General features: G+C 54.5%; 26 protein-coding genes and 1 other annotated feature. Of the genes, 10 read left to right on the top strand and 16 right to left on the bottom strand.

Going from position 1 to position 22,174, the window contains the following annotated elements:
- Positions 1-121: 121 nt before the first annotated feature.
- The 12 genes from DVA44_RS14040 to thrS form a co-directional block, all read right to left on the bottom strand.
- Positions 122-586 carry an NlpC/P60 family protein gene (locus tag DVA44_RS14040; RefSeq protein ID WP_103179311.1) on the bottom strand — a complete coding sequence of 155 codons (465 nt, stop codon included), beginning with the start codon at positions 584-586 and terminating at the stop codon, positions 122-124.
- Positions 587-658: 72 nt separating this feature from the next.
- Positions 659-1,414, bottom strand: a complete 756-nt coding sequence (gene btuD, locus DVA44_RS14045; protein WP_114387307.1) for a vitamin B12 ABC transporter ATP-binding protein BtuD — start codon at positions 1,412-1,414, stop codon at positions 659-661.
- A complete protein-coding gene (locus tag DVA44_RS14050; RefSeq protein ID WP_114387308.1) occupies positions 1,414-1,965 on the bottom strand; it encodes a glutathione peroxidase in 552 nt (183 codons plus the stop codon). The genes btuD and DVA44_RS14050 overlap by 1 nt, the downstream gene beginning before the upstream one ends.
- Before the next feature lie 35 nt (positions 1,966-2,000).
- Entirely contained in the window at positions 2,001-2,981 is a 981-nt protein-coding gene (gene btuC, locus DVA44_RS14055; protein ID WP_114387309.1) for a vitamin B12 ABC transporter permease BtuC, read from the bottom strand.
- 101 nt (positions 2,982-3,082) lie between these two features.
- On the bottom strand, positions 3,083-3,382 hold the full coding sequence (ihfA, locus tag DVA44_RS14060; protein ID WP_006820203.1) for an integration host factor subunit alpha: 300 nt from the start codon (positions 3,380-3,382) through the stop codon (positions 3,083-3,085).
- 4 nt (positions 3,383-3,386) lie between these two features.
- Positions 3,387-5,774, bottom strand: coding sequence for a phenylalanine--tRNA ligase subunit beta (pheT, locus tag DVA44_RS14065; protein WP_114387310.1), 2,388 nt, complete (start codon positions 5,772-5,774; stop codon positions 3,387-3,389).
- Positions 5,775-5,789: 15 nt separating this feature from the next.
- Positions 5,790-6,773, bottom strand: coding sequence for a phenylalanine--tRNA ligase subunit alpha (gene pheS, locus DVA44_RS14070; RefSeq protein ID WP_103179306.1), 984 nt, complete (start codon positions 6,771-6,773; stop codon positions 5,790-5,792).
- A gap of 40 nt (positions 6,774-6,813) precedes the next feature.
- Positions 6,814-6,937, bottom strand: a sequence feature (Phe leader region).
- Positions 6,888-6,932: a pheST operon leader peptide PheM gene (pheM, locus tag DVA44_RS14075; protein WP_001386830.1), complete on the bottom strand. Its 45-nt coding sequence runs from the start codon at positions 6,930-6,932 to the stop codon at positions 6,888-6,890. (Overlaps the previous feature by 45 nt.)
- A gap of 117 nt (positions 6,938-7,054) precedes the next feature.
- Positions 7,055-7,411: a 50S ribosomal protein L20 gene (gene rplT, locus DVA44_RS14080; protein WP_000124850.1), complete on the bottom strand. Its 357-nt coding sequence runs from the start codon at positions 7,409-7,411 to the stop codon at positions 7,055-7,057.
- 50 nt (positions 7,412-7,461) lie between these two features.
- Positions 7,462-7,659, bottom strand: a complete 198-nt coding sequence (gene rpmI / locus DVA44_RS14085; RefSeq protein WP_001124225.1) for a 50S ribosomal protein L35 — start codon at positions 7,657-7,659, stop codon at positions 7,462-7,464.
- Positions 7,660-7,756: 97 nt separating this feature from the next.
- Complete coding sequence (infC, locus tag DVA44_RS14090) at positions 7,757-8,299, bottom strand: translation initiation factor IF-3 (RefSeq protein WP_023616141.1); 543 nt, start codon at positions 8,297-8,299, stop codon at positions 7,757-7,759.
- Positions 8,300-8,302: 3 nt separating this feature from the next.
- Entirely contained in the window at positions 8,303-10,231 is a 1,929-nt protein-coding gene (gene thrS, locus DVA44_RS14095) for a threonine--tRNA ligase (protein WP_103823853.1), read from the bottom strand.
- A 327-nt stretch (positions 10,232-10,558) separates the two neighbouring features.
- Between thrS and yncL the strand changes: the two genes are divergently transcribed.
- Together yncL and yniD are read left to right on the top strand one after the other, a co-directional pair.
- Positions 10,559-10,651 (top strand): stress response membrane protein YncL, encoded by a 93-nt coding sequence (gene yncL, locus DVA44_RS14100; RefSeq protein WP_103179304.1) that lies wholly within the window; start codon positions 10,559-10,561, stop codon positions 10,649-10,651.
- 99 nt (positions 10,652-10,750) lie between these two features.
- Complete coding sequence (yniD, locus tag DVA44_RS14105; protein WP_103823852.1) at positions 10,751-10,858, top strand: small membrane protein YniD; 108 nt, start codon at positions 10,751-10,753, stop codon at positions 10,856-10,858.
- 187 nt (positions 10,859-11,045) lie between these two features.
- Here the strand turns inward: yniD and DVA44_RS14110 are convergent, their stop codons facing one another.
- Together DVA44_RS14110 and DVA44_RS14115 are read right to left on the bottom strand one after the other, a co-directional pair.
- Complete coding sequence (locus DVA44_RS14110) at positions 11,046-11,279, bottom strand: hypothetical protein (RefSeq protein WP_103823851.1); 234 nt, start codon at positions 11,277-11,279, stop codon at positions 11,046-11,048.
- A 256-nt stretch (positions 11,280-11,535) separates the two neighbouring features.
- Complete coding sequence (locus tag DVA44_RS14115) at positions 11,536-12,294, bottom strand: YdiY family protein (protein WP_114315230.1); 759 nt, start codon at positions 12,292-12,294, stop codon at positions 11,536-11,538.
- Positions 12,295-12,586: 292 nt separating this feature from the next.
- On the opposite strand from DVA44_RS14115, the gene pfkB reads away from it, so the two are divergent.
- The 3 genes from pfkB (at position 12,587) to DVA44_RS14130 (ending at position 14,863) form a co-directional block, all read left to right on the top strand.
- Positions 12,587-13,519, top strand: a complete 933-nt coding sequence (pfkB, locus tag DVA44_RS14120; protein WP_103179300.1) for a 6-phosphofructokinase II — start codon at positions 12,587-12,589, stop codon at positions 13,517-13,519.
- Between the two features lie 87 nt (positions 13,520-13,606).
- A complete protein-coding gene (ghoS, locus tag DVA44_RS14125; RefSeq protein WP_103823848.1) occupies positions 13,607-13,897 on the top strand; it encodes a type V toxin-antitoxin system endoribonuclease antitoxin GhoS in 291 nt (96 codons plus the stop codon).
- A 105-nt stretch (positions 13,898-14,002) separates the two neighbouring features.
- The gene (locus tag DVA44_RS14130; RefSeq protein ID WP_103823847.1) at positions 14,003-14,863 is read left to right on the top strand and encodes a fructosamine kinase family protein; all 861 of its coding nucleotides are present in this window, start codon (positions 14,003-14,005) and stop codon (positions 14,861-14,863) included.
- A gap of 39 nt (positions 14,864-14,902) precedes the next feature.
- On the opposite strand, the gene DVA44_RS14135 is transcribed toward DVA44_RS14130, so the two are convergent.
- Complete coding sequence (locus tag DVA44_RS14135; RefSeq protein ID WP_103179297.1) at positions 14,903-15,439, bottom strand: YniB family protein; 537 nt, start codon at positions 15,437-15,439, stop codon at positions 14,903-14,905.
- 144 nt (positions 15,440-15,583) lie between these two features.
- On the opposite strand from DVA44_RS14135, the gene hxpB reads away from it, so the two are divergent.
- The 4 genes from hxpB (at position 15,584) to DVA44_RS14155 (ending at position 19,366) form a co-directional block, all read left to right on the top strand.
- Complete coding sequence (gene hxpB / locus DVA44_RS14140) at positions 15,584-16,252, top strand: hexitol phosphatase HxpB (RefSeq protein WP_103823846.1); 669 nt, start codon at positions 15,584-15,586, stop codon at positions 16,250-16,252.
- Positions 16,253-16,400: 148 nt separating this feature from the next.
- Complete coding sequence (gene kduD, locus DVA44_RS14145) at positions 16,401-17,162, top strand: 2-dehydro-3-deoxy-D-gluconate 5-dehydrogenase KduD (RefSeq protein ID WP_114387311.1); 762 nt, start codon at positions 16,401-16,403, stop codon at positions 17,160-17,162.
- 92 nt (positions 17,163-17,254) lie between these two features.
- On the top strand, positions 17,255-17,845 hold the full coding sequence (locus DVA44_RS14150; protein ID WP_103179294.1) for a metal-dependent hydrolase: 591 nt from the start codon (positions 17,255-17,257) through the stop codon (positions 17,843-17,845).
- Positions 17,846-17,974: 129 nt separating this feature from the next.
- Positions 17,975-19,366 carry an L-cystine transporter gene (locus DVA44_RS14155; RefSeq protein WP_114387312.1) on the top strand — a complete coding sequence of 464 codons (1,392 nt, stop codon included), beginning with the start codon at positions 17,975-17,977 and terminating at the stop codon, positions 19,364-19,366.
- A 58-nt stretch (positions 19,367-19,424) separates the two neighbouring features.
- Here DVA44_RS14155 and cedA read toward each other — a convergent pair whose 3' ends face one another.
- Positions 19,425-19,664: a cell division activator CedA gene (cedA, locus tag DVA44_RS14160; protein ID WP_231604252.1), complete on the bottom strand. Its 240-nt coding sequence runs from the start codon at positions 19,662-19,664 to the stop codon at positions 19,425-19,427.
- A 210-nt stretch (positions 19,665-19,874) separates the two neighbouring features.
- Between cedA and katE the strand changes: the two genes are divergently transcribed.
- Complete coding sequence (katE, locus tag DVA44_RS14165; protein ID WP_114387313.1) at positions 19,875-22,133, top strand: catalase HPII; 2,259 nt, start codon at positions 19,875-19,877, stop codon at positions 22,131-22,133.
- Positions 22,134-22,174: the final 41 nt, after the last annotated feature.

Raw genomic sequence — 22,174 nt, forward strand, 5'->3', positions numbered from 1 at the left:
ATTCGCTAAACATCAGAATTGCTTAACATTAATTCCCACCTCTGGTTCCCTGTAAATTAATGCTCAGAAACGAATCTCATTTAAAAGGAAAGCTGCGTCGCGCCCGACTGGCGCGACGGGGTTAAATGCGCCGGGCTTGCCAGAAATTTTTGCGCCAGTAGACGTTATTAAGAGACGAACGCATCACGCCGCGGCTGGTCGAGGCATGTATAAATTGATTATCAGTATCGTATATCCCGACATGCAAGCCGCTTTCTCCGGAACCAGTTTTAAAGAAGACCAGATCGCCCGGTAAGAGATCGTCTTTATCAATTTCTGTGCCTATTGTCGCCTGCTGGCGCGTTTCACGCGGCAACTGCAGGGCAAACTTGTCGCGAAACGTCAGCAGGACAAACCCCGAGCAGTCCACCCCACCGCGGGTCATGCCACCGTAGCGATAAGGCGTGCCCCCCCAGCTATGGAGCTGATCGTTAAGGCCTGCAATCACGGCGATAGAATCAGACAGCCGCGCGTTGGGCGGCGGTGCGCGATGACTGCTGCATCCTGCAAGAAATAGCGCGGCTACCAGGAGAAAACAGAATCGCATTCCCGACGAATCCTCTGATCTTTTGAATTTTCTGTAATTTAGCCTGTGAATATGTCGCTGTGCAACAAGCGGTTATTCCTGTGACGTCGAAATAATCATTCTGTGACCTTCGATGTCCAGACGGCGGAAAGACATCTCATACGCTTTCGCCAGATTCGGCGGCGTCAGCACGGCGTCACGCGCCCCGCTGGCAATGAGCTGCCCCCGCTTCAGCAACCAGACGCGATGCGCGTGGCGTAGCGTATGGTTGAGATCGTGGCTGCTCATGACCACCGCAACGCCCTGCTGTGACAGCGCGCTTAACGCTCTGTCGAGCGCCACCTGCTGGGCCACATCGAGACTGGTCATGGGTTCATCCAGCAGCAGCAGTTGACCGTGCGGATTGCCCTGGGGATGGATTTGCAGGATCACCGCTGCCAGCCGCACGCGCTGCCACTCTCCACCCGAAAGCTGGCTGACGTGGCGGGCCAGCTTATCTTCAATACCCAGCATCGCTGCCACGTCACTTAACAGCGTCTTTTGTGGGCTATTGTGCTGATGCAGCGTCAGATAGTGCCAGACCGGCATGGCGAACGGCGCAGTTTGCTGCTGCGCCAGATATGCCCTGCGGCTGGCCAGCGACGTGGGCGACCAGCGTGAGAGGGGTTCCCCCAACAAGGTAATCTCCCCTTCGCCACCGGTTAAACCCGCCATACGGGAGAGCAGCGTGCTTTTCCCGGCACCGTTCGGCCCGACAAGATGAACGATCTCCCCGCTATTGACGGTGATATCGAGCGGGCCCAGCCGCCCTTTCACCGCTACGGCGCTGAGCTGCATCAGGACGGTCATTAGCTGGCCAGCGCCTTTTCAACCGCAGAGGTGATGGCCGGATCGTCTGGGGTCATATCCGGTGAGAAGCGCTGGATGACGTTCCCGTCGCGACCGATCAGGAACTTCTCAAAGTTCCACAGGATGTCGTCCAGAGAGAGCGGTGCGCGCCCTTTGCTGGCCATACGCTCATAAAAACCGCTACCCTCTGGCGCCACGGCGGTTGGTGCTGCCGCAACCAGCTTCTGATAAACCGGATGGCGATTCTCACCGTTAACATCCACTTTGCTGAACATCGGGAAGGTTACGCCATAGGTTGTGCTGCAGAATGTTTTGATCTCTTCTTCGCTGCCAGGCTCCTGGCCGAGGAACTGATTGCACGGGAAGCCCAGCACGCTGAACCCCTCTTTTTCCCACGCCTTTTGCATCGCTTCCAGCTGCTCGTACTGGGACGTCAAACCGCATTTGGAGGCCACGTTAACCACCAGCAGCACTTTGCCTTTGTAGCTTTCCAGAGTGGTCTTTTCTCCATCAATGGTCGTCACTTCGGTGTTCAGAATATCGTTCGGCATAACATTCCCTCAGGTTGATGTTCAGTGTGGCAGCCTTAGCGGCCAGCTTTTAATAATAGCCAGATAAATACCGGTGCTCCCAGCGTAGCGGTGACAACACCAATCGGCAACTCTGCTGCAGTCAGTGCCAGACGCGCTATGATGTCGGCAATAAGCAGCGTAGCGCCGCCTGTCACGGCCGCAGCAGGCAGCAGCAACCGATGGTCGGTGATGCCACACAAACGCAGCATATGGGGGATAACAAGGCCGATAAAGCCGATGGCGCCAGACAGCGCCACGCTCACGCCCACCATCCAGCCAATGGCGATCACCAGAATGTTCCGCCAGAAGGTTAGCGGCAATCCAAGCTGGCGAGCAGAGACTTCGCCCAGCGCCAGGATGTTCAGCGGCGCGGCCTGAAAGCAGCCCCAGACGATGGCAGGCACCAGCAGCAGCATCAGCCAGCCCTGTTCCCAATTCACGCCACCGAAGCCGCCCATCATCCAGTACATCAGCTGGCGCAAATCAAATGAGGTAGAAAAATAGACCGCCCAGGTCATCAGGGCGCTACAGATGATGCCCAGCGCCACACCGGCAAGCAGCAGACGGCTCACTGAGAGATGACGACGGGCGAAGCGCAACAGAATAAGGGTAATGATGAGTGCTCCGGCAATAGCGCAGAGGCTCAGTTCCCATCCGGACAGGGCTCCCCCACCCAGCATCACAGCGGCAATCAATCCGACTCCCGCCCCGTTCGAAACGCCCAACAGGCCAGGCTCCGCCAGCGGGTTATCAAACAGCGCCTGCATGATTGTCCCGCTTAGCGCCAGCCCAGCGCCCACCAGCACCACGGCCAGAGTGCGTGGCAGTCGGATCTGCCAGATAAACAGCTCCCCCTGCGGCGTAAACCACGACTGCGGCCCTATCCATTGCTCGCCCGCGCAGAGGCTCAACCCTAGCGCGGTGATCAGCGCCAGCAGCAGTAAGAGCACTTTACGCAGATCGGAACGGTATTGCAGACGGGCAAATTCAGACATTGGAATCATTTTGCGGGAAAAAGATGTAATTGATTTTACGGTGGGTTTACAGCAGCGCAAAGAAAAAAGGCCGCTTTCGCGGCCTTTTTAGTTAGATCATCTCACTCTGCTTTGGGTGAAGCATTTTCGACACGGCTTTTTAACTTCTGGCCGGGTCTGAAGGTCACCACGCGGCGAGCCGTAATGGGAATATCCTCACCCGTCTTCGGGTTACGACCCGGACGTTGATTCTTGTCGCGCAAATCAAAGTTACCAAAGCCGGAGAGTTTCACCTGCTCACCGTTTTCCAGAGCGCGACGGATCTCTTCGAAAAACAGCTCAACCAGCTCTTTGGCATCCCGTTTGCTAAGCCCAAGCTTATCAAACAGATATTCGGACATTTCAGCTTTTGTAAGCGCCATAGGTTCAATCCCTCAATGATGCCTGGAATCGCTCTTTTAATGCCTCTACACATTTGGCAACGGTAGCGGCAATCTCCTCTTCTTCGAGTGTACGGCTGGTATCCTGAAGGATCAGACTGATAGCCAGGCTCTTAAAGCCCTCTGCCACGCCCTTGCCGCGGTACACGTCAAATAAGTTTACGCCAACTACCTGATTTACGCCAACTTTCTTACATTCGGCCAAAATATCTGCGGCAGGCACATTTTCAGCCACCACAACTGCGATATCACGACGGTTTGCCGGGAAGCGAGAAATCTCCTGAGCCTGAGGAATGACGCGGTCTGCGACCTTGTTCCACTCCAGCTCAAACGCCAGTGTACGGCCATTGAGATCGAGTTTGCGTTCCAGTTCCGGATGCACAACACCAATGAAACCAACGCGTTCACCTTTCAGATAAATCGCGGCGCTTTGTCCCGGATGCAGCGCCGGAATGGCTTCAGCACGGAACTCAATTTCAGACAATTTACCGGTCAGATCCAGCACCGATTCCAGATCGCCTTTCAGGTCGTAAAAATCAACGCTGTTTTTGCTGAGATCCCAGTGCTCTTCATAGCGGTTGCCGCAGATAGCGCCCGCCAGCATCAGATCCTGACGGATACCCAGGCTCGCCTGAGTGTCCGGCACAAAGCGCAGCCCGGTTTCGAAAATGCGCACGCGGTTCTGCTGACGGTTCTGGTTGTAGACGATGGTGCCCAGCAGGCCGGTCAGCAGCGACAGGCGCATGGCGGACATTTCGCTGGAGATTGGGCTTGGCAGGATCAACGCTTCCTGGCCCGGGTGGATCAGCTGCTGCACTTTCGGGTCAACGAAGCTGTAGGTGATCACTTCCTGGTAGCCTTTATCGTTCAGCATGGTTTTCACACGCTTCAGAGAGAGGTCGGCTTCGCGATGGGAGCCCATCACCAGGCCTGCCTGCACCGGCTCATCAGGGATGTTGTTGTAGCCGTAGACACGGGCCACTTCTTCCACCAGATCTTCTTCGATCTCCATATCGAAACGCCAGCTTGGCGCAACGGCTGTCCACTGGTCCTGGCCTTCGGTCACTTCACAGCCCAGACGGCGCAGAATGTCGCTCACCTGCGCATCGGCAATGTGGTGGCCAATCAGGCGGTCCAGTTTGCTGCGGCGCAGGGTAATGGTCGCAGGCTTCGGCAGATGCGCGTCGCTGGTCACATCAACAACCGGACCGGCTTCACCACCGCAGATGTCGATCAGCAGGCGGGTAGCGCGCTCCATCGCTGTGTACTGCAGCGCCGGATCCACGCCGCGCTCATAGCGGTGAGAAGCGTCGGTATGCAGGCCGTGACGACGTGCGCGACCGGTAATGGAGAGCGGGCTGAAGAATGCACATTCCAGCAGCACGTTCTGGGTTTCATCGTTCACGCCGGAGTGGTCGCCGCCAAAGATCCCGCCCATCGCCAGCGCCTGGCCGTGGTCGGCAATCACCAGCGTGTCGGCATTGAGTTTGGCTTCGCTGCCGTCGAGCAGAACCAGGGGCTCGCCCTCTTTTGCCATACGAACCACAATGCCGCCTTCGATGCGATCTTTATCGAACGCGTGCATTGGCTGACCGAGCTCCAGCAGGACGTAGTTGGTCACATCAACCACCGCATCGATGGAGCGGATGCCGCAGCGGCGCAGCTTCTCTTTCATCCACAGCGGAGTGGGTGCCTTCACGTTAATGCCTTTAACCACACGGCCAAGGTAGCGCGGACAGGCATCCGGTGCGTCAACCTGAATCGATACGGTATCGTTGATGGTGGCAGCAACCGGTGCAATCTCTGGCACGTTCAGTTCGGTCTGGTTGAGCACAGCAACGTCGCGCGCAACGCCAATAATGCCTAAGCAGTCAGCACGGTTCGGGGTCACGCTGATTTCGATGGTGTTGTCATCAAGCTTCAGGTATTCGCGCAGGTCGGTACCGATTGGGGCATCTGCTGGCAGCTCAATGATGCCAGAGTGGTCGTCAGAAATACCCAGCTCAGAGAAAGAGCACAGCATGCCTTCAGATGGCTCGCCGCGCAGTTTCGCCGCTTTAATTTTGAAATCGCCAGGCAGCACTGCCCCAACGGTCGCCACGGCTACCTTCAGGCCCTGACGGCAGTTTGGCGCGCCGCAGACGATATCCAGCAGGCGTTCGCCGCCCACGTTTACTTTGGTAACACGCAGCTTGTCTGCATTCGGGTGCTGGCCGCACTCCACCACTTCACCCACAACCACGCCATTAAACGCGCCAGCAACCGGCTCAACGCCGTCCACTTCCAGGCCTGCCATGGTGATCTGGTTAGAGAGCGCCTCGCTGTCGAGCGCGGTGTTTACCCATTCGCGTAACCACAGTTCACTGAATTTCATTGTTCTGTCCTGCCCTTATTTAAACTGTTTGAGGAAACGCAAATCGTTTTCGAAGAATGCACGTAAGTCGGTCACGCCATAGCGCAGCATGGTCAGACGCTCCATCCCCATACCGAACGCAAAGCCGGAGTAAACTTCCGGGTCGATGCCGACATTACGCAGGACGTTCGGGTGCACCATGCCGCAGCCCAGCACTTCCAGCCATTTGCCGTTTTTACCCATCACGTCGACTTCGGCAGAAGGTTCAGTGAACGGGAAGTAGGAAGGACGGAAACGGATCTGCAGATCTTCTTCAAAGAAGTTGCTCAGGAAGTCGTGCAGAGTGCCTTTCAGGTTGGTAAAGCTGATGTTTTTATCCACGATCAGCCCTTCCATCTGGTGGAACATCGGGGTGTGGGTCTGATCGTAGTCGTTACGATAGACGCGGCCCGGCGCGATAATGCGGATTGGCGGCTGCTTCTCTTTCATGGTGCGGATCTGTACGCCAGAGGTCTGGGTGCGCAGCAGACGGGTAGCATCGAACCAGAAAGTGTCGTGGTCAGCACGTGCCGGGTGATGGCCTGGGATATTCAGGGCATCGAAGTTATGGTAATCGTCTTCGATTTCCGGGCCGGTCGCCACGGTAAAGCCGAGCTCACCGAAGAAACTTTCAATGCGGTCGATAGTCCGGGTGACCGGATGCAGGCCACCGTTTTCAATACGACGACCCGGCAGGGAGACGTCGATGGTTTCTGCAGCCAGACGCGCATTCAGCGCAGCGCTTTCCAGCGCGTTTTTACGCTCGTTCAGCGCCTGCTGAACCTGCTCTTTGGCTTCGTTAATTACCGCACCTGCAGCCGGGCGCTCTTCTGGCGGCAATTCACGCAGGGTAGTCATTTGAAGGGTCAATTGCCCTTTCTTGCCCAGATATTCCACGCGGACATTGTCTAACGCGGCAACATCTGAGGCCTGGTTAATGGCGGCCGTTGCACTGGCAACCAGCTCTGCGAGATGTGACATGGTTTTCCTCGTTATGTAGCGATATTTACAAGCGGCAGATACGAAAAAAGCCTCCATCAGGAGGCTTTCTGGCGCTGTTTTCCGTTTCGTCTTTCACGCGCTAGCCTCCTGATGTCAGGTGCTAAAGTAAAAGAAGAAGCGGAAAATAGCAGCATTCATGCTTGCGTTACCTTGTGTGGTATGGAACCTGTCGCCCTATTGAAAAGGGTCGCCAGAAAATTGTCAATGTTTTGATGCTGTTGAAACGAAAAGAGGGAGCAAAGCTCCCCCTTTCAACTGGCTTATGCCAGAGCTGCTTTCGCTTTTTCGACCAGAGCGGTGAACGCTACTTTATCGAATACGGCGATGTCAGCCAGGATCTTACGGTCGATTTCAACAGAGGCTTTTTTCAGGCCGTTGATGAATTTGCTGTAAGAAATACCGTTCTGACGTGCTGCTGCGTTGATACGCGCAATCCACAGTTGACGGAACTGACGCTTACGCTGACGACGGTCACGGTAAGCGTACTGACCTGCTTTGATAACAGCCTGGAAGGCAACGCGGTATACGCGTGAACGCGCACCGTAGTAGCCTTTAGCTTGTTTCAAAATTTTCTTGTGACGTGCACGTGCAATTACACCACGTTTTACGCGAGCCATGTGTGCTCTCCTGTATCTATTCTAAGTTAAAAAAGTTAAACGTTAACGACTTATGCGTACGGCAGGCACGCGATTACCAGGCCCAGATCGCCTTTAGAAACCATGGCTTTTGGACGCAGGTGACGTTTACGCTTGGTAGCTTTCTTAGTCAGAATGTGACGCAGGTTAGCGTGCTTGTGCTTAAAACCACCTTTACCGGTTTTTTTGAAGCGCTTAGCAGCACCGCGTACGGTCTTAATTTTTGGCATTTTAATAACTTCCACTTCGCATTGTTAAATAAACGAAACGTAGGCGAACAAAACCTGCGAAGCCTGTCGGCTCCACAGGAATTGTTACTTGAAGGCCTTACTGTTTCTTCTTAGGAGCGAGCACCATGATCATCTGGCGGCCTTCGATCTTCGTAGGGAAGGATTCGACTACTGCCAGTTCACTAAGATCGTCACGGACGCGGTTAAGCACTTCCATACCGATCTGTTGGTGGGCCATCTCACGACCGCGGAAACGCAGTGTGATCTTGGCCTTATCGCCATCTTCCAGAAAGCGAATCAGGCTGCGGAGTTTTACCTGATAATCGCCATCGTCGGTACCAGGACGGAATTTAATTTCCTTAACCTGGATAACTTTTTGCTTCTTCTTCTGTTCCTTAGAAGACTTACTCTTTTCATAAAGGAACTTGCCGTAGTCCATGATACGACAAACTGGCGGTTCGGCGTTAGGGCTGATTTCAACTAAATCTACTCCAGCTTCTTCAGCCTTTTCGATTGCTTCTCTCAGACTCACAATCCCCAGCTGCTCGCCTTCCAGACCTGTTAAGCGAACTTCCTGGGCGCGAATCTCGCCATTGATACGATTCGGACGTGCCGTTTGAACTCGTTTTCCGCCTTTAATACCTTATTCCTCCAGTTGTTGAAGACTGCGGCTGCGAATCTCTTGTTGCAGCTTCTCAATCACTTCGTTTACGTCCAGGCTGCCTAGGTCTTTACCACGGCGGGTGCGAACGGCTACTTTGCCTGCTTCCACCTCTTTATCACCACAGACCAGCATATACGGGACACGACGTAAAGTGTGCTCGCGGATTTTAAAGCCAATCTTCTCATTTCTCAAGTCTGCTTTTACGCGAATGCCCGCATTTTGTAGTTTCTGCGTCAATTCTTTAACGTAATCAGCCTGAGAATCGGTAATGTTCATCACCACTACCTGCACCGGCGCAAGCCAGGTTGGGAAGAAGCCAGCGAACTCTTCGGTCAGGATGCCGATAAAGCGCTCCAGAGAACCGAGAATCGCACGGTGAATCATTACCGGAACCTGACGCTCGTTGTCTTCGCCAACGTAAGAGGCGCTTAAACGCTGCGGCAGGGAGAAGTCCAGCTGTACAGTACCGCATTGCCATGCACGATCGAGGCAGTCATACAGGGTAAATTCAATTTTCGGACCGTAGAATGCGCCTTCGCCCAGCTGGTATTCAAACGGGATACCGTTCTCTTCCAGCGCGACGGCCAGGTCCGCCTCAGCACGATCCCAGGTCTCGTCACTGCCGATACGTTTTTCAGGACGAGTTGAGAGTTTGACCACGATCTTCTCGAAGCCAAAGGTGCTGTACATATCGTAGACCATACGAATACAGGCGTTAACTTCATCACGCACCTGATCTTCAGTACAGAAGATGTGCGCGTCATCCTGCGTAAAGCCACGAACACGCATCAGGCCATGCAGCGCGCCTGATGGCTCGTTACGGTGGCAGCTACCGAACTCCGCCATACGCAGCGGCAGATCGCGGTAGGATTTCAGACCCTGGTTAAAGATCTGAACGTGACCCGGACAGTTCATCGGCTTGATGCAGTATTCACGGTTCTCAGAAGAGGTGGTGAACATCGCATCTTTGTAGTTGTCCCAGTGGCCGGTTTTTTCCCACAGCACACGGTCCATCATGAACGGGCCTTTCACTTCCTGGTACTGGTACTCTTTCAGCTTGGAACGCACGAAAGTTTCCAGCTCGCGGAAGATGGTCCAGCCGTCGTTGTGCCAGAAGACCATACCCGGCGCCTCTTCCTGCATATGATACAGGTCGAGCTGCTTACCGATTTTACGGTGGTCACGCTTCGCTGCTTCTTCCAGGCGCTGCAGGTACGCATTCAGGGCTTTTTTGTCGGCCCAGGCGGTACCGTAGATGCGTTGCAGCATCTTGTTGTTGCTGTCGCCACGCCAGTAAGCACCTGCGGTCTTCATCAGTTTGAAGTGATGGCAGAAACGCATGTTCGGCACGTGCGGCCCACGGCACATGTCGACATATTCTTCATGATGATACAAGCCAGGCTTATCATCATGAGCAATGTTTTCGTCAAGAATGGTGACTTTGTAGCTTTCGCCACGCTTCACGAAGGTTTCACGCGCTTCGTGCCAGCTCACTTTCTTCTTAATGACGTCATAGTTGCTCTCAGCCAGCTCGTGCATACGCTTTTCGAGGGCTTCGATATCTTCCTGGGTCAGGGTGTGGTCAAGGTCAACGTCATAGTAGAAGCCGTTGTCGATAACCGGGCCGATTGCCATTTTGGTGTGAGGCCACAGCTGTTTGATCGCATGACCGAGCAGGTGCGCGCAGGAGTGACGAATGATCTCCAGACCTTCTTCGTCTTTCGCGGTGATGATCGACAGCTTCGCATCGTTTTCAATTAAATCGGAAGCATCAACCAGCTCACCGTCTACGCGGCCAGCGATAGTGGCTTTCGCCAGTCCCGGGCCGATATCCAGCGCAACATCCATTGGGCTTACAGCGCGGTCAAAATGGCGTTGGCTGCCATCAGGAAGAGTAATAACAGGCATTTTATGTCCTTATTTGCAGTGATGCCCCACACATAAGAGCATATGCAAAGAAAATAATCTTTAATTTACAGTGAATTGCAAAACCATCTGACCAACAATCGTCAAATTGGCCCGCAACCATGCACAGGATCGAAATCAGACAAATGACAATTTACGATCAGCCCGGAGATGGTAACACTAACAAAAGTGTGAAAACACCCTTTACAGGTAGAATGAACGCGTTAGTACTTTTGCATGAGTTTGACGTGGAATTTCAGACAGCTCCTCGCAATAGCGAGTTGCTGAGCTATTCTTGAACTGGTCCTTCAACATTCCATGGGGCAAATTATGAACGTATCCAGCAAAACAGTCGTTATCCTGAACATTCTTTCTGCCACCGCCTTACTCGTGATTCTGGCAGATAAGTTTCACTGGTTTTGACGCGGTTGTTGCAGGTGCCTGAGGATTTAGCACCCCGGTGAAGCGCAATTATCTTTGTTCTTTGGTAGACTGCATGAATCAATGAACAAGGATGATCGGATGCCAACGAAACGCTTTTCAAAAAAACACTGGAAGATGGTGATTGTGTTAATCGCCATCTGCGTTGCCATGCTGTTATTACGCTGGGCGGCAATGATTTGGGGATAATCGCAACGCTTTCCCCTGACCTACAATGTTATTTCGCCTCGTGTCTTTAATAATGGCGCGAATATAAAACTTCGTTTTAAGTAACTTTACAAAAATGACAAAAATAAAAAAACCGGTACGTCAAAATCCGGTTTTTTTTAGTGGCAATAACGGCCCGCAAATGAATTCAGGTAACCTGACAAATCAATCAGGACCATTCACCGGCGACCAGTTTATGCACGTCGAACGCGTCATCCATGGATTGCCCGGTAGATTGCGAGCCCGGGGCGATGTTCGATCCGGCTTCTACATCAGAGGCTTTGGTAATGCCGATTTGTGTAGAGGTGTCACTGGCAGAGTTATATACAGCGTCAGCGGCAAATACGCCGAATGACAGTGCAGAAAGCACCAATGCTGCAGATGCAGTTGTGATTTTATTCATAATGTTTTTCTCTTACTGAATTAATACAGACCAACTTAAGGCAATATCTAGCCTGTGTTGATAGTTTAGATCTGGATCACACTTTTGCATAGTCAAAATATTTATCAATTCGTGTCAAATAAATTGAATAGTTAACGAAGCGAGGAATTGTGGAGAGAATATGGAGATATCGGCTAGCGCTATATTTTAAAACGGTGTTTATTATTTATCAGCACAAAAATCAAAAACGGGCCAATATAGTCTTGGCCCGCGATAATTACATTTTATAGCCCAGAGAGACGGTGGTTCTGCGATCGGTATGTTCCGGCGCAGACGCTGGCGGCTCAGAGTTCCAGGTCACATTGTATGCAACTTTCAGCCCGAAGTGGGCGTTGATTGCCACGTTAAGCGCGGTTTCGGAGTTGACGGTGGTGTCGTCAGCGCCAAAGACAGAAACGCCCTGGCTGAATTTCGCGTTTTCGGTCATCTGCCATGCATAGGTTCCGGACGCGTAGCCCAGCGGCTGGGTTTCCGTGTCGCCGTCGGTGTATTCGTCATACCGTACGCCCGGACCAAATTCAAAGCGGAAGCTATGTACCGGACCGTTCAGGAACTGCCGACCGTAACCGGCGGTCGCGACATCACGCTCACGATAGCCGTTATAGCGATCGGTTAACCAGCTTGCCTGGCCAAACAGATAGTCATAGTCGGTCATGTTGTAACGGCTACGCCCACCGACCGCATATTTTTCGGAAGAACGCTCATCGTTAGAGGAGGTATTGCTTGCATTACCCCACAGCGACCAGGCGGTCGTGTTGCCGTACCAGGTCAGGGTGGTGTCTGCAGTCAGGGAAGAGCTTTTCGTATTGCCCGATTGCGCCAGATAACCTGCGTTAAGGTTGCCTTCGAAGGGTTTCTGTGCAGTGGAGGGATCATCCATGACAGTAAAAACGGAATCATCGGCTGCTGCATTCATTGACGCAAGCAGGCCTCCCGCTAACATCATCGCAGCGGGTACTGTCTTTAAGAGCTTCATTTATAAAGAGTCCGTACAACAAAAAAAGAGACCATTACGGTCCCGGAAACTTTCTTGCGGATCAATGCCATGGGATCCTTGGAAAGGTAACAAATTATAAAAAGGCTCAAATAACATAGCAATGATTTCTTGTTTCATTTTTGGAATAAGAACGATCTCAAAGCCCTCTAATATTTATAAAAAACAGTCACGTTACGTAAAGATATTTATATTAGAAATCATATTGTTATTTCTTTCGCTTCTGTGGGTTCGGTGCCAGGCTTAATGCAAACCTCACTTACAGGAGATAAGCATGGATCGTATTTTTACGTTAACGCTCTCCCCTTCCCTGGACAGCGCTACCCTGACGGCACAAATCTATCCTGAAGGTAAACTCCGCTGCAGCGTGCCGGTCTTTGAGCCCGGCGGCGGTGGCATTAACGTCGCCCGGGCGATTACGCACCTTGGCGGAAAAGCCACAGCCATCTTTCCCGCGGGCGGTGCAACGGGTGAACATCTCGTCTCTCTCCTCGCCGACGAGCAGGTCGCCGTCGATACGGTTGAGGCCCGGGACTGGACCCGGCAAAACCTGCACGTTCACGTTGAATCCTCTAACGAGCAATACCGCTTTGTGATGCCTGGTGCGACGCTAAGCGAAGATGAGTTCCGCCAGCTGGAAGAGAAAGTGCTGGCCATCGAGAGCGGCGCATTGCTCGTTATCAGCGGCAGTCTGCCACCCGGCGTGAAAACCGAAAAACTGACGCAGCTGATCCGCGCTGCCCAGCAGAACGGCATTCGCTGCATTGTCGACAGCTCCGGGGAGGCGCTCAGCGCCGCGCTGACCCTTGGCAATATTGAGCTGGTGAAACCCAACCAGAAAGAGCTGAGCGCGCTGGTCAATCGTGACCTCAGCCAGCCGGATGATGTGCGTAAGGCCGCCGAGGAGTTAGTGAAAAGCGGCAAAGCGCGGCGGGTCGTCGTCTCCCTGGGTCCCCAGGGGGCGCTGGCCGTTGATGAAACCGGCTCGGTACAAGTGGTACCGCCACCGATGAAAAGCCAGAGCACCGTCGGCGCAGGTGACAGCATGGTCGGCGCCATGACCCTGAAACTGGCGCAAGGCGCATCCTTACGGGAGATGACCCAGTACGGCGTGGCCGCAGGCAGCGCGGCAACCATTAATCACGGCACCCGGCTCTGCTCGCTGGAAGATACGCAAAAGATATTCAAGTATCTGGCAAATGCGTAATGGCGGCCCTCCCGGTTATCCGGCGAGGGCGACAAATAGCATGAATCGACTATGCTAAAAAATTTCGGGATAACAACGAGGTGAATGATGAGCAGTGGAGAGATCGCGCGCTACGTGGTAACCATTCAAGTGCATGAAGATACGCTGACCGAACTCAACGAAATGAACAACAACCTCACCCGCGGAGGTTTTTTACTGACCATGACTGACGATGAGGGCACGCTGCATGAGCTGGGCACCCATACTTATGGTCTGGTTACCCCGCTGAGTGAAGAAGAGGTGAAGGCGCTGGCGTCGGGGCTGGTTGAGAGCGCAACCGGGAAAGAGCCGCAGGTTGAAGTCACGCGCTGGGAAAACTGGCATAAAGAGCAACAATAAATGCCCCAGGGCCAACCAAACGGCCCAACTGTGCGTTAGCTCGTATTTTTTTACCATAGTTTCACGCTAACTTTATGATCTGGCAGACAACATGGGAGAGCGATCATGTGGCAGGCTATCAGTCATCTTTTAAGTGAACAGCTGGGCGAAGGTGAAATTGAACTGCGTAATGAGCTGCCAGGGGGCGAAATCCACGCCGCGTGGCATCTGCGCTATGCGGGCCTCGATCTCTTCGTGAAATGCGACGAACGTGAACTGTTACCGATATTCACGGCAGAAGCCGATCAGCTGGAACTGCTCTCCCGCAGCAAAACCGTATCTGTCCCGACAGTCCGGGCCGTAGGTAGCGATCGCGACTACAGTTTTCTGGTGATGGACTATCTCCCTCCCCGCCCGCTCGACGCGCACAATGCCTTTATTCTGGGGCAGCAGATCGCCCGCCTGCATCAGTGGAGCGAGCAGCCGCAGTTTGGCCTCGATTTTGACAACGATCTCTCCACCACCCCACAACCCAACGCCTGGCAGCGACGCTGGTCAACCTTCTTTGCCGAACAGCGCATCGGCTGGCAGCTCGAACTGGCGGCGGAAAAAGGGCTGGAGTTCGGCAATATTGACGCCATTGTCGATCATATTCAGCAGCGCCTGGCCTCACACCAGCCGCAGCCTTCGCTGCTGCATGGCGATTTATGGTCGGACAACTGCGCGCTGGGTCCGAATGGCCCCTATATCTTTGATCCGGCCTGCTACTGGGGGGACAGAGAGTGTGATCTCGCCATGCTGCCGCTCCATCCTGAACAGCCGCCGCAAATTTACGATGGCTATCAGTCGATATCCCCACTGCCGGCAGATTTTCTGGAAAGGCAGCCGGTGTATCAGCTCTATACGCTGATGAACCGCGCCATTCTGTTTGGTGGCGAGCATATGGTGAATGCGCAGCGAGCGCTGGAGCGAGTACTGGCGGCATAACGCGCAGGCTGCCGGGCTTCAGCGCCCGGCAGCGAACGCTTAGATCAGGCCGAGCAGGGAAAACAGGAAGTACCCGGCGACGATCATCAGCACGGGCAGCACGTAGAGCGTGAAAATTTGCAGGAAAATAGTGTTATTCGGCACCACAATACGTGATTCGATCTGCTCACGGGTTAATCCTTCCTCCCCTCTCGCTTTCTCCAGAATCAGCTGCGCCTCCAACCCTTCGCGGATCATGCGCGTCTGGCGGCGCATCCGCGCTCCCGAAGCCTGCAACGCGAGAGCAATAAAGATCAGGGCAAAAATAATCCAGAATGCGATGTTCATCCCCTGCCGAAAATCAGGCGTCGGCGAGTTGTACCAGAAAAAGTTCAGGAATGGGGTATTGAACCGCATCATCTCAATCATGACATGGGCAAAATCAAGCATCACGGCGTTGATTCCGGCCTGCTTCTCGCTGTGGTCATAGATAAATTTCAGAACAGAAATAATGGTCGAGATAACTGACGGGATAAAAATCACCCATCCGGCGATCTGTTTCAGTATCGCGACGCGTCCAGCTTGTTGATATGTCATTGGTTCCTCATAATCGAATTACATCCTTTGAGGCTAAGTCTACCTGCTGGATCTCATTTTCGCCCGCTCTTTACTGGCGATATGCTAAATTGCCAGGGTGAGGTAGCGCTTACCGCTGCTAAAACCAACGAAAGGAGAGGTTGCATGTCGACGCCACGTCAAATTGTTGCTGCCATTTTTGATATGGATGGATTACTGATTGATTCTGAGCCGCTGTGGGATCGGGCTGAACTGGATGTGATGGCGAGTCTGGGTGTGGATATCAGCCGCCGTCACGAACTGCCGGATACCCTCGGCCTGCGCATCGATATGGTGGTTGAACTCTGGTACGCCCACCAGCCGTGGGTAGGTCCGGGCCGGGATGAAGTGACCGATCGCATTATTAACCGCGCCATTACGCTGGTGGAAGAGACCCGTCCCTTACTTAAAGGCGCGCGTGAGGCCGTATTACTCTGTAAAGAGCAGGGGCTGAAGGTCGGTCTGGCATCCGCCTCGCCGCTGCATATGCTCGAGAAGGTGCTGATCATGTTCGATCTGCGCGACAGCTTCGACGCGCTGGCCTCGGCAGAAAAGCTCCCGTACAGCAAGCCGCATCCTCAGGTCTATATGGATTGCGCCGCGAAGCTGGGCGTCGACCCGACCGCCTGCGTAGCGCTGGAAGACTCCGTGAATGGCATGATTGCCAGTAAAGCGGCCCGGATGCGCTCTATTGTCGTGCCTGCGGAAGAGAACCAGCACGACGCGCGCTACGCACTGGCCGATGTCAAACTGACCTCCCTGCAGGCGCTCACCGTGGCGCATCTACGCGGGTAATCGTCACTGGCGGGCAGCACCCTGTTGCCCGCAAACATGACCGCCTTAAAAATTTTTGAAACACCATTTCATTTTAATTTGATCTTCCTGATAACTGATTCTATGCTTACCTCAGCACAACTATACCCCCCTACATGCTGAGGTCTGTATGATACTGGATGCCTTTAATCTTTCAGGAAAAGTTGCCATCGTTACCGGCTGTGATACCGGCCTCGGCCAGGGCATGGCGCTGGGTCTGGCCCAGGCTGGGTGCGATATTGTCAGCGTCAATCGCCGCGTTCCGGAAGAGACCGCTGCGGGCGTGAAGGCTCTGGGGCGTCGGTTTCTGGCTATTCAGGCCGACCTCAGCAAGCAGGATGCCATTGAAAGTCTTGTTGAACAGGCGGTGACCGGCATGGGGCGGGTCGATATCCTGGTGAATAACGCCGGGACCATTCGCCGGGAAGATGCGTTGGCCTTCAGTGAGAAAGACTGGGATGAGGTGATGAACCTTAACCTGAAGTCGGTCTTCTTCCTCTCTCAGGCCGTGGCCCGCCAGTTCATCGCGCAGGGGCATGGGGGCAAAATTATTAATATCGCTTCCATGCTCTCCTTCCAAGGGGGGATCCGCGTTCCCTCTTATACCGCGTCAAAAAGCGGCGTGCTGGGACTCACCCGGCTGCTTGCCAACGAGTGGGCGCAACATGGTATTAACGTAAATGCTATCGCCCCGGGGTACATGGCGACCAACAACACCCAGCAGCTACGCGACGATGAACAGCGCAGCAAAGAGATCCTCGACCGTATTCCGGCGGGTCGCTGGGGCAAGCCAGACGATCTCCAAGGCCCGGCGGTGTTTCTGGCCTCTTCCGCCTCGGACTATGTGAACGGTTATACCCTTGCCGTGGATGGTGGCTGGCTGGCGCGTTAACAGCTTTGTGACAAAGAGTTACACCGTCACTACTTCCGTATACTGTATAAAATCCCTATACTGGATGCATCGACAGTTTAGTGGGTTTTATCATGACGGCGGAAGGTCATCTGCTTTTTTCTCTCGCCTGCGCAGTGTTTGCCAAGAACGCTGAGCTTACACCAGTGCTGGCGCAGGGTGACTGGTGGCATATTGTGCCATCGGCGGTTTTGACCTGCCTGTTACCGGATATCGATCATCCTAAGTCGCTGCTCGGGCAGCGGCTGAAGTGGATCTCTAAACCCATTGCCCGCGCCTGCGGCCATCGCGGCTTTACGCACAGCTTGCTGGCGGTGTTCGCCGCCCTGACCCTCTTCTATTTAAAAGTGCCGGACAGCTGGCTTATTCCCGCAGACGCCATTCAGGGAATGGTACTGGGTTACCTGAGCCATATCCTGGCCGACATGCTCACCCCGGCAGGGGTTCCCCTCCTCTGGCCCTGCCGCTGGCGTTTTCGTTTGCCTATCCTCCGGCCGCAAAAAGGTAACCAGCTGGAGCGTGCGCTGTGCATGGCCCTGTTTGCCTGGGCCGTCTGGATGCCGCAGACGCTGCCTGAAAACGGCGCCGTGCGCTGGTCTTCGCACATGATCAATTCGCTGCAATTTCAGTTCAACCGCTTTATTCATCTGCAAAGTGAGCAGTAACTGGACAAACTTAACCGTTTTGGCATAACCCATTCCATTTGGATATAAGCGACTGGATCACACTTCTGCTAACCTTGCGCCAACAAGGTCGGACTGATACCGATCTGATATTAAATCAGGAGAACGGGGATGAATTTTCCATTAATCGCGAACATTGTGGTGTTCGTCGGCCTACTGCTGTTGCTGGCGCAGGCGCGTCATAAACAGTGGAGCCTGGCTAAAAAAGTGCTGGTCGGTCTGGTCATGGGCGTGGTCTTTGGCCTGGCGCTGCAGGCCATTTACGGTTCCAGCCATCCGGTGCTGAAAGAGTCTATTCAGTGGTTTAACGTTGTCGGCAACGGCTACGTCCAGCTGCTGCAGATGATCGTCATGCCGCTGGTCTTCGCCTCTATTCTGAGCGCGGTTGCCCGTCTGCATAACGCCTCCCAGCTGGGGAAAATCAGCTTTCTGACCATCGGTACGCTGCTGTTTACTACGCTTATCGCGGCGCTGGTCGGCGTGCTGGTCACCAACCTGTTTGGCCTGACGGCAGAAGGCCTGGTGCAGGGCACCGCAGAGACCGCGCGCCTGACCGCCATTGAGACCAACTATGCGGGTAAAGTAGCGGATCTCACCGTTCCGCAGATGTTGCTCTCCTTTATCCCGAAAAACCCATTTGCCGATCTGACCGGTGCCAACCCGACGTCTATCATCAGCGTGGTGATTTTCGCCGCCTTCCTGGGCGTAGCTGCCCTGAAGCTGCTGAAAGATGATGCGCCGAAAGGCCAGCGCGTACTGACCGCCATCGATACCCTGCAGAGCTGGGTGATGAAGCTGGTGCGTCTGGTGATGCAGCTGACCCCGTATGGCGTTCTGGCGCTGATGACCAAAGTGGTTGCGGGCTCGAACCTGCAGGACATCATCAAGCTGGGTAGCTTCGTGGTGGCCTCGTATCTCGGTCTGGGCATTATGTTTGTGGTCCACGCCATTCTGCTCAGCGTAAACGGCGTCAGCCCAATGAAATATTTCCGCAAAGTGTGGCCGGTACTGACCTTCGCCTTTACCAGCCGCTCCAGCGCCGCCTCCATTCCACTGAACGTGGAAGCGCAGACCCGTCGTCTGGGCGTGCCAGAATCTATCGCCAGCTTCTCTGCCTCCTTTGGTGCAACGATTGGCCAGAACGGTTGTGCGGGTCTCTACCCTGCCATGCTGGCGGTGATGGTTGCCCCAACGGTTGGGATTAACCCGCTGGATCCGGTATGGATTGCGACCCTGGTGGGGATTGTCACCGTGAGCTCTGCCGGTGTGGCCGGTGTGGGCGGCGGCGCAACCTTCGCGGCACTGATTGTTCTGCCTGCGCTGGGTCTGCCGGTAACGCTGGTGGCCCTGCTGATCTCCGTTGAACCGTTGATCGACATGGGTCGTACCGCACTGAACGTCAGCGGCTCCATGACCGCCGGGACGCTGACCAGCCAGTGGCTGAAGCAGACCGATAAAACCATTCTGGCAAGTGAAGACGACGCGGAGCTCGCGCACCGTTAATCGCCTTCTGAGTTAAAAAAAACCGCCTTCAGCAATGACGGCGGTTTTTTTATCTCTGTTAATCCTCAACCTCTTCATCCTGACGGACCTGCAGCGCCCAGCGCTGGGCTGATTCCGGAACGGTAAATGCTGGAGAACGACGAAAACGCTCCCCGATCAGCACGAAGGCCACATATTTGCCGCGTAACAGCCAGACGTCACGAAAGCCATCCATTTTGGTGGCATGTTCTGGCGGCGCAGGTTCAACGCGAGGCTGGTAACTGATCACAGGGCGATTTTGTTGGCGAAGAGGTTTCATAAGCAGCAGTTTCACTAAACAAACATAAAAATCAGCAAATTCTTATCATAGCCGATTGCCCCTCCTGCGTCGCGCCTCACGTGTTTTATCAAGCATAAGCACTGGCCTTAGTTCGGCCTTTCACCCGGTCTATAACCCGTAATGTTCTATAGTTATTGAGTTTTGACGCAAAAACGGCCGCATTTCAGCAATGAAAAGGAGACGAGTGCAATGTCGCAAAATGATAAGACCCATAAACCTGAGCAGTCCCCGCTTCACGATGCCAGCGAAGCGAAACCCGGAATGGACTCGCTGGCCCCGGCGGACGGTTCTCACCGCGCCAGTCCAGTCCCTACTCCACCGGGTCAGGAGCCTACAGCCCCAGGCAGCATGAAGGCGCCAGATACCGGCAACCAGAAACTGAATGCCCTGGAGGGGGTTCGCAAAGGGGGTGAAAACTTCCCGTTGACCACCAACCAGGGCGTGCGTATCAGTGACGATCAGAACTCCCTTCGTGCCGGTACCCGCGGTCCCACCCTGCTGGAAGACTTTATCCTGCGGGAGAAGATTACCCACTTTGACCATGAACGTATCCCGGAGCGCATCGTACACGCGCGCGGCTCCGCCGCTCACGGCTATTTCCAGCCTTACAAAAGCCTGAAAGAGATTACTAAAGCCGATTTCCTGTCGGATCCGGATAAAATCACGCCGGTCTTTGTGCGCTTTTCCACGGTACAGGGCGGCGCGGGTTCCGCCGATACGGTGCGCGATATTCGCGGTTTCGCCACCAAGTTTTACACCGACGAGGGTGTTTTTGATCTGGTGGGCAACAACACACCGATCTTCTTTATTCAGGACGCACACAAGTTCCCCGATTTTGTTCACGCCGTAAAACCGGAACCTCACTGGGCTATTCCCCAGGGCCAGAGCGCACACGATACTTTCTGGGATTACGTGTCGCTGCAGCCGGAAACCCTACATAACGTGATGTGGGCGATGTCCGACCGCGGCATTCCGCGCAGCTACCGCACCATGGAGGGCTTTGGCATTCATACCTTCCGGCTGATTAACGCCGAAGGCAAAGCCACCTTTGTGCGCTTCCACTGGAAACCGGTAGCCGGTAAAGCCTCGCTGGTATGGGATGAGGCGCAAAAACTTACCGGGCGCGACCCGGACTTCCATCGCCGCGATCTGTGGGAATCCATCGAAGCAGGCGACTTCCCGGAATTTGAGCTCGGTTTCCAGCTGATTCCAGAAGAGGACGAGTTCAAATTTGATTTTGATATCCTCGATCCGACCAAGCTGATCCCCGAAGAGCTGGTGCCGGTTCAGCTGGTGGGCAAAATGGTGCTCAACCGTAACCCAGACAACTTTTTTGCTGAAAACGAGCAGGCCGCGTTCCACCCAGGGCACATCGTTCCCGGGATGGACTTTACTAACGACCCGCTACTGCAGGGGCGTCTGTTCTCTTATACCGATACGCAAATCAGTCGCTTGGGCGGGCCTAACTTCCATGAGATCCCGATCAACCGCCCCACCTGCCCATACCATAATTTCCAGCGGGACGGGATGCACCGCATGGAGATTGACACCAACCCGGCGAACTACGAGCCAAACTCGATCAATGACAACTGGCCGCGCGAAACGCCGCCGGGGCCAAAACGGGGCGGGTTCGAGTCCTATCAGGAGCGCGTAGAGGGATCGAAGATCCGCGAGCGCAGTCCCTCTTTCGCCGAATACTATGCCCATCCACGGCTGTTCTGGCAGAGCCAGACGCCCGTTGAGCAGGAGCATATCATTGGCGCCTTCAGCTTTGAGTTAAGCAAAGTGGTGCGCGCCTACATTCGCGAGCGGGTGGTCGATCAGCTGGCTCATATTGATATCACTCTCGCGCAGGGCGTGGCGGACAACCTGGGCATCACCCTTACCGACGAGCAGCGTAATCTGGTTCCGCCGCAGGATGTTAACGGCGTGAAAAAGGATCCTTCCCTCAGCCTGTATGCCGTTCCTGGCGGCGATATCAAAGGCCGTGTGGTGACGGTATTGCTTAACGATACCCCGCGGGCGAGCGATGTGCTGGCAGTGCTGCGGGCACTGAAGGCCAAAGGCGTCCATGCCAAACTGCTCTATTCGCGTATGGGTGAAGTCACCGCTGATGATGGCTCGGTGCTGCCAGTGGCGGCCACCTTCGCCGGTTCACCGTCGTTGACCGTCGATGCGGTCGTCGTGCCGTGCGGCGATATTCAGAGCCTGCTGAATAACGGCGACGCCGCTTACTATCTGCTGGAAGCGTACAAGCATCTCAAGCCGATTGCGCTGGCTGGCGATGCCCGTCAGTTTAAGCCGCTACTGAAGGTGGCAGATCAGGGCGAAGAAGGGATCGTCGAAGGCGACACGGCTGCGGGTGCGTTTATGGATGAGCTGACGTTGTTGATGGCAGCGCACCGGGTCTGGTCGCGTCGCAGTAAGATTGACCAAATACCTGCGTAAAAAAAGCCGGGTGGCGCTTGCGCTTACCCGGCCTACGGTTC

Source organism: Leclercia sp. W17 (genome assembly GCF_003336325.1).
Lineage (GTDB): Bacteria > Pseudomonadota > Gammaproteobacteria > Enterobacterales > Enterobacteriaceae > Enterobacter.

Bases quoted from the DNA above. Each gene is read 5' to 3' on its own strand.
- DVA44_RS14040 (WP_103179311.1), bottom strand. From the start codon at position 586: ATGCGATTCTGTTTTCTCCTGGTAGCCGCGCTATTTCTTGCAGGATGC.
- btuD (WP_114387307.1), bottom strand. From the start codon at position 1,414: ATGACCGTCCTGATGCAGCTCAGCGCCGTAGCGGTGAAAGGGCGGCTG.
- DVA44_RS14050 (WP_114387308.1), bottom strand. From the start codon at position 1,965: ATGCCGAACGATATTCTGAACACCGAAGTGACGACCATTGATGGAGAA.
- btuC (WP_114387309.1), bottom strand. From the start codon at position 2,981: ATGTCTGAATTTGCCCGTCTGCAATACCGTTCCGATCTGCGTAAAGTG.
- ihfA (WP_006820203.1), bottom strand. From the start codon at position 3,382: ATGGCGCTTACAAAAGCTGAAATGTCCGAATATCTGTTTGATAAGCTT.
- pheT (WP_114387310.1), bottom strand. From the start codon at position 5,774: ATGAAATTCAGTGAACTGTGGTTACGCGAATGGGTAAACACCGCGCTC.
- pheS (WP_103179306.1), bottom strand. From the start codon at position 6,773: ATGTCACATCTCGCAGAGCTGGTTGCCAGTGCAACGGCCGCCATTAAC.
- rplT (WP_000124850.1), bottom strand. From the start codon at position 7,411: ATGGCTCGCGTAAAACGTGGTGTAATTGCACGTGCACGTCACAAGAAA.
- rpmI (WP_001124225.1), bottom strand. From the start codon at position 7,659: ATGCCAAAAATTAAGACCGTACGCGGTGCTGCTAAGCGCTTCAAAAAA.
- thrS (WP_103823853.1), bottom strand. From the start codon at position 10,231: ATGCCTGTTATTACTCTTCCTGATGGCAGCCAACGCCATTTTGACCGC.
- yncL (WP_103179304.1), top strand. From the start codon at position 10,559: ATGAACGTATCCAGCAAAACAGTCGTTATCCTGAACATTCTTTCTGCC.
- yniD (WP_103823852.1), top strand. From the start codon at position 10,751: ATGCCAACGAAACGCTTTTCAAAAAAACACTGGAAGATGGTGATTGTG.
- DVA44_RS14110 (WP_103823851.1), bottom strand. From the start codon at position 11,279: ATGAATAAAATCACAACTGCATCTGCAGCATTGGTGCTTTCTGCACTG.
- DVA44_RS14115 (WP_114315230.1), bottom strand. From the start codon at position 12,294: ATGAAGCTCTTAAAGACAGTACCCGCTGCGATGATGTTAGCGGGAGGC.
- pfkB (WP_103179300.1), top strand. From the start codon at position 12,587: ATGGATCGTATTTTTACGTTAACGCTCTCCCCTTCCCTGGACAGCGCT.
- ghoS (WP_103823848.1), top strand. From the start codon at position 13,607: ATGAGCAGTGGAGAGATCGCGCGCTACGTGGTAACCATTCAAGTGCAT.
- DVA44_RS14130 (WP_103823847.1), top strand. From the start codon at position 14,003: ATGTGGCAGGCTATCAGTCATCTTTTAAGTGAACAGCTGGGCGAAGGT.
- DVA44_RS14135 (WP_103179297.1), bottom strand. From the start codon at position 15,439: ATGACATATCAACAAGCTGGACGCGTCGCGATACTGAAACAGATCGCC.
- hxpB (WP_103823846.1), top strand. From the start codon at position 15,584: ATGTCGACGCCACGTCAAATTGTTGCTGCCATTTTTGATATGGATGGA.
- kduD (WP_114387311.1), top strand. From the start codon at position 16,401: ATGATACTGGATGCCTTTAATCTTTCAGGAAAAGTTGCCATCGTTACC.
- DVA44_RS14150 (WP_103179294.1), top strand. From the start codon at position 17,255: ATGACGGCGGAAGGTCATCTGCTTTTTTCTCTCGCCTGCGCAGTGTTT.
- DVA44_RS14155 (WP_114387312.1), top strand. From the start codon at position 17,975: ATGAATTTTCCATTAATCGCGAACATTGTGGTGTTCGTCGGCCTACTG.
- cedA (WP_231604252.1), bottom strand. From the start codon at position 19,664: ATGAAACCTCTTCGCCAACAAAATCGCCCTGTGATCAGTTACCAGCCT.
- katE (WP_114387313.1), top strand. From the start codon at position 19,875: ATGTCGCAAAATGATAAGACCCATAAACCTGAGCAGTCCCCGCTTCAC.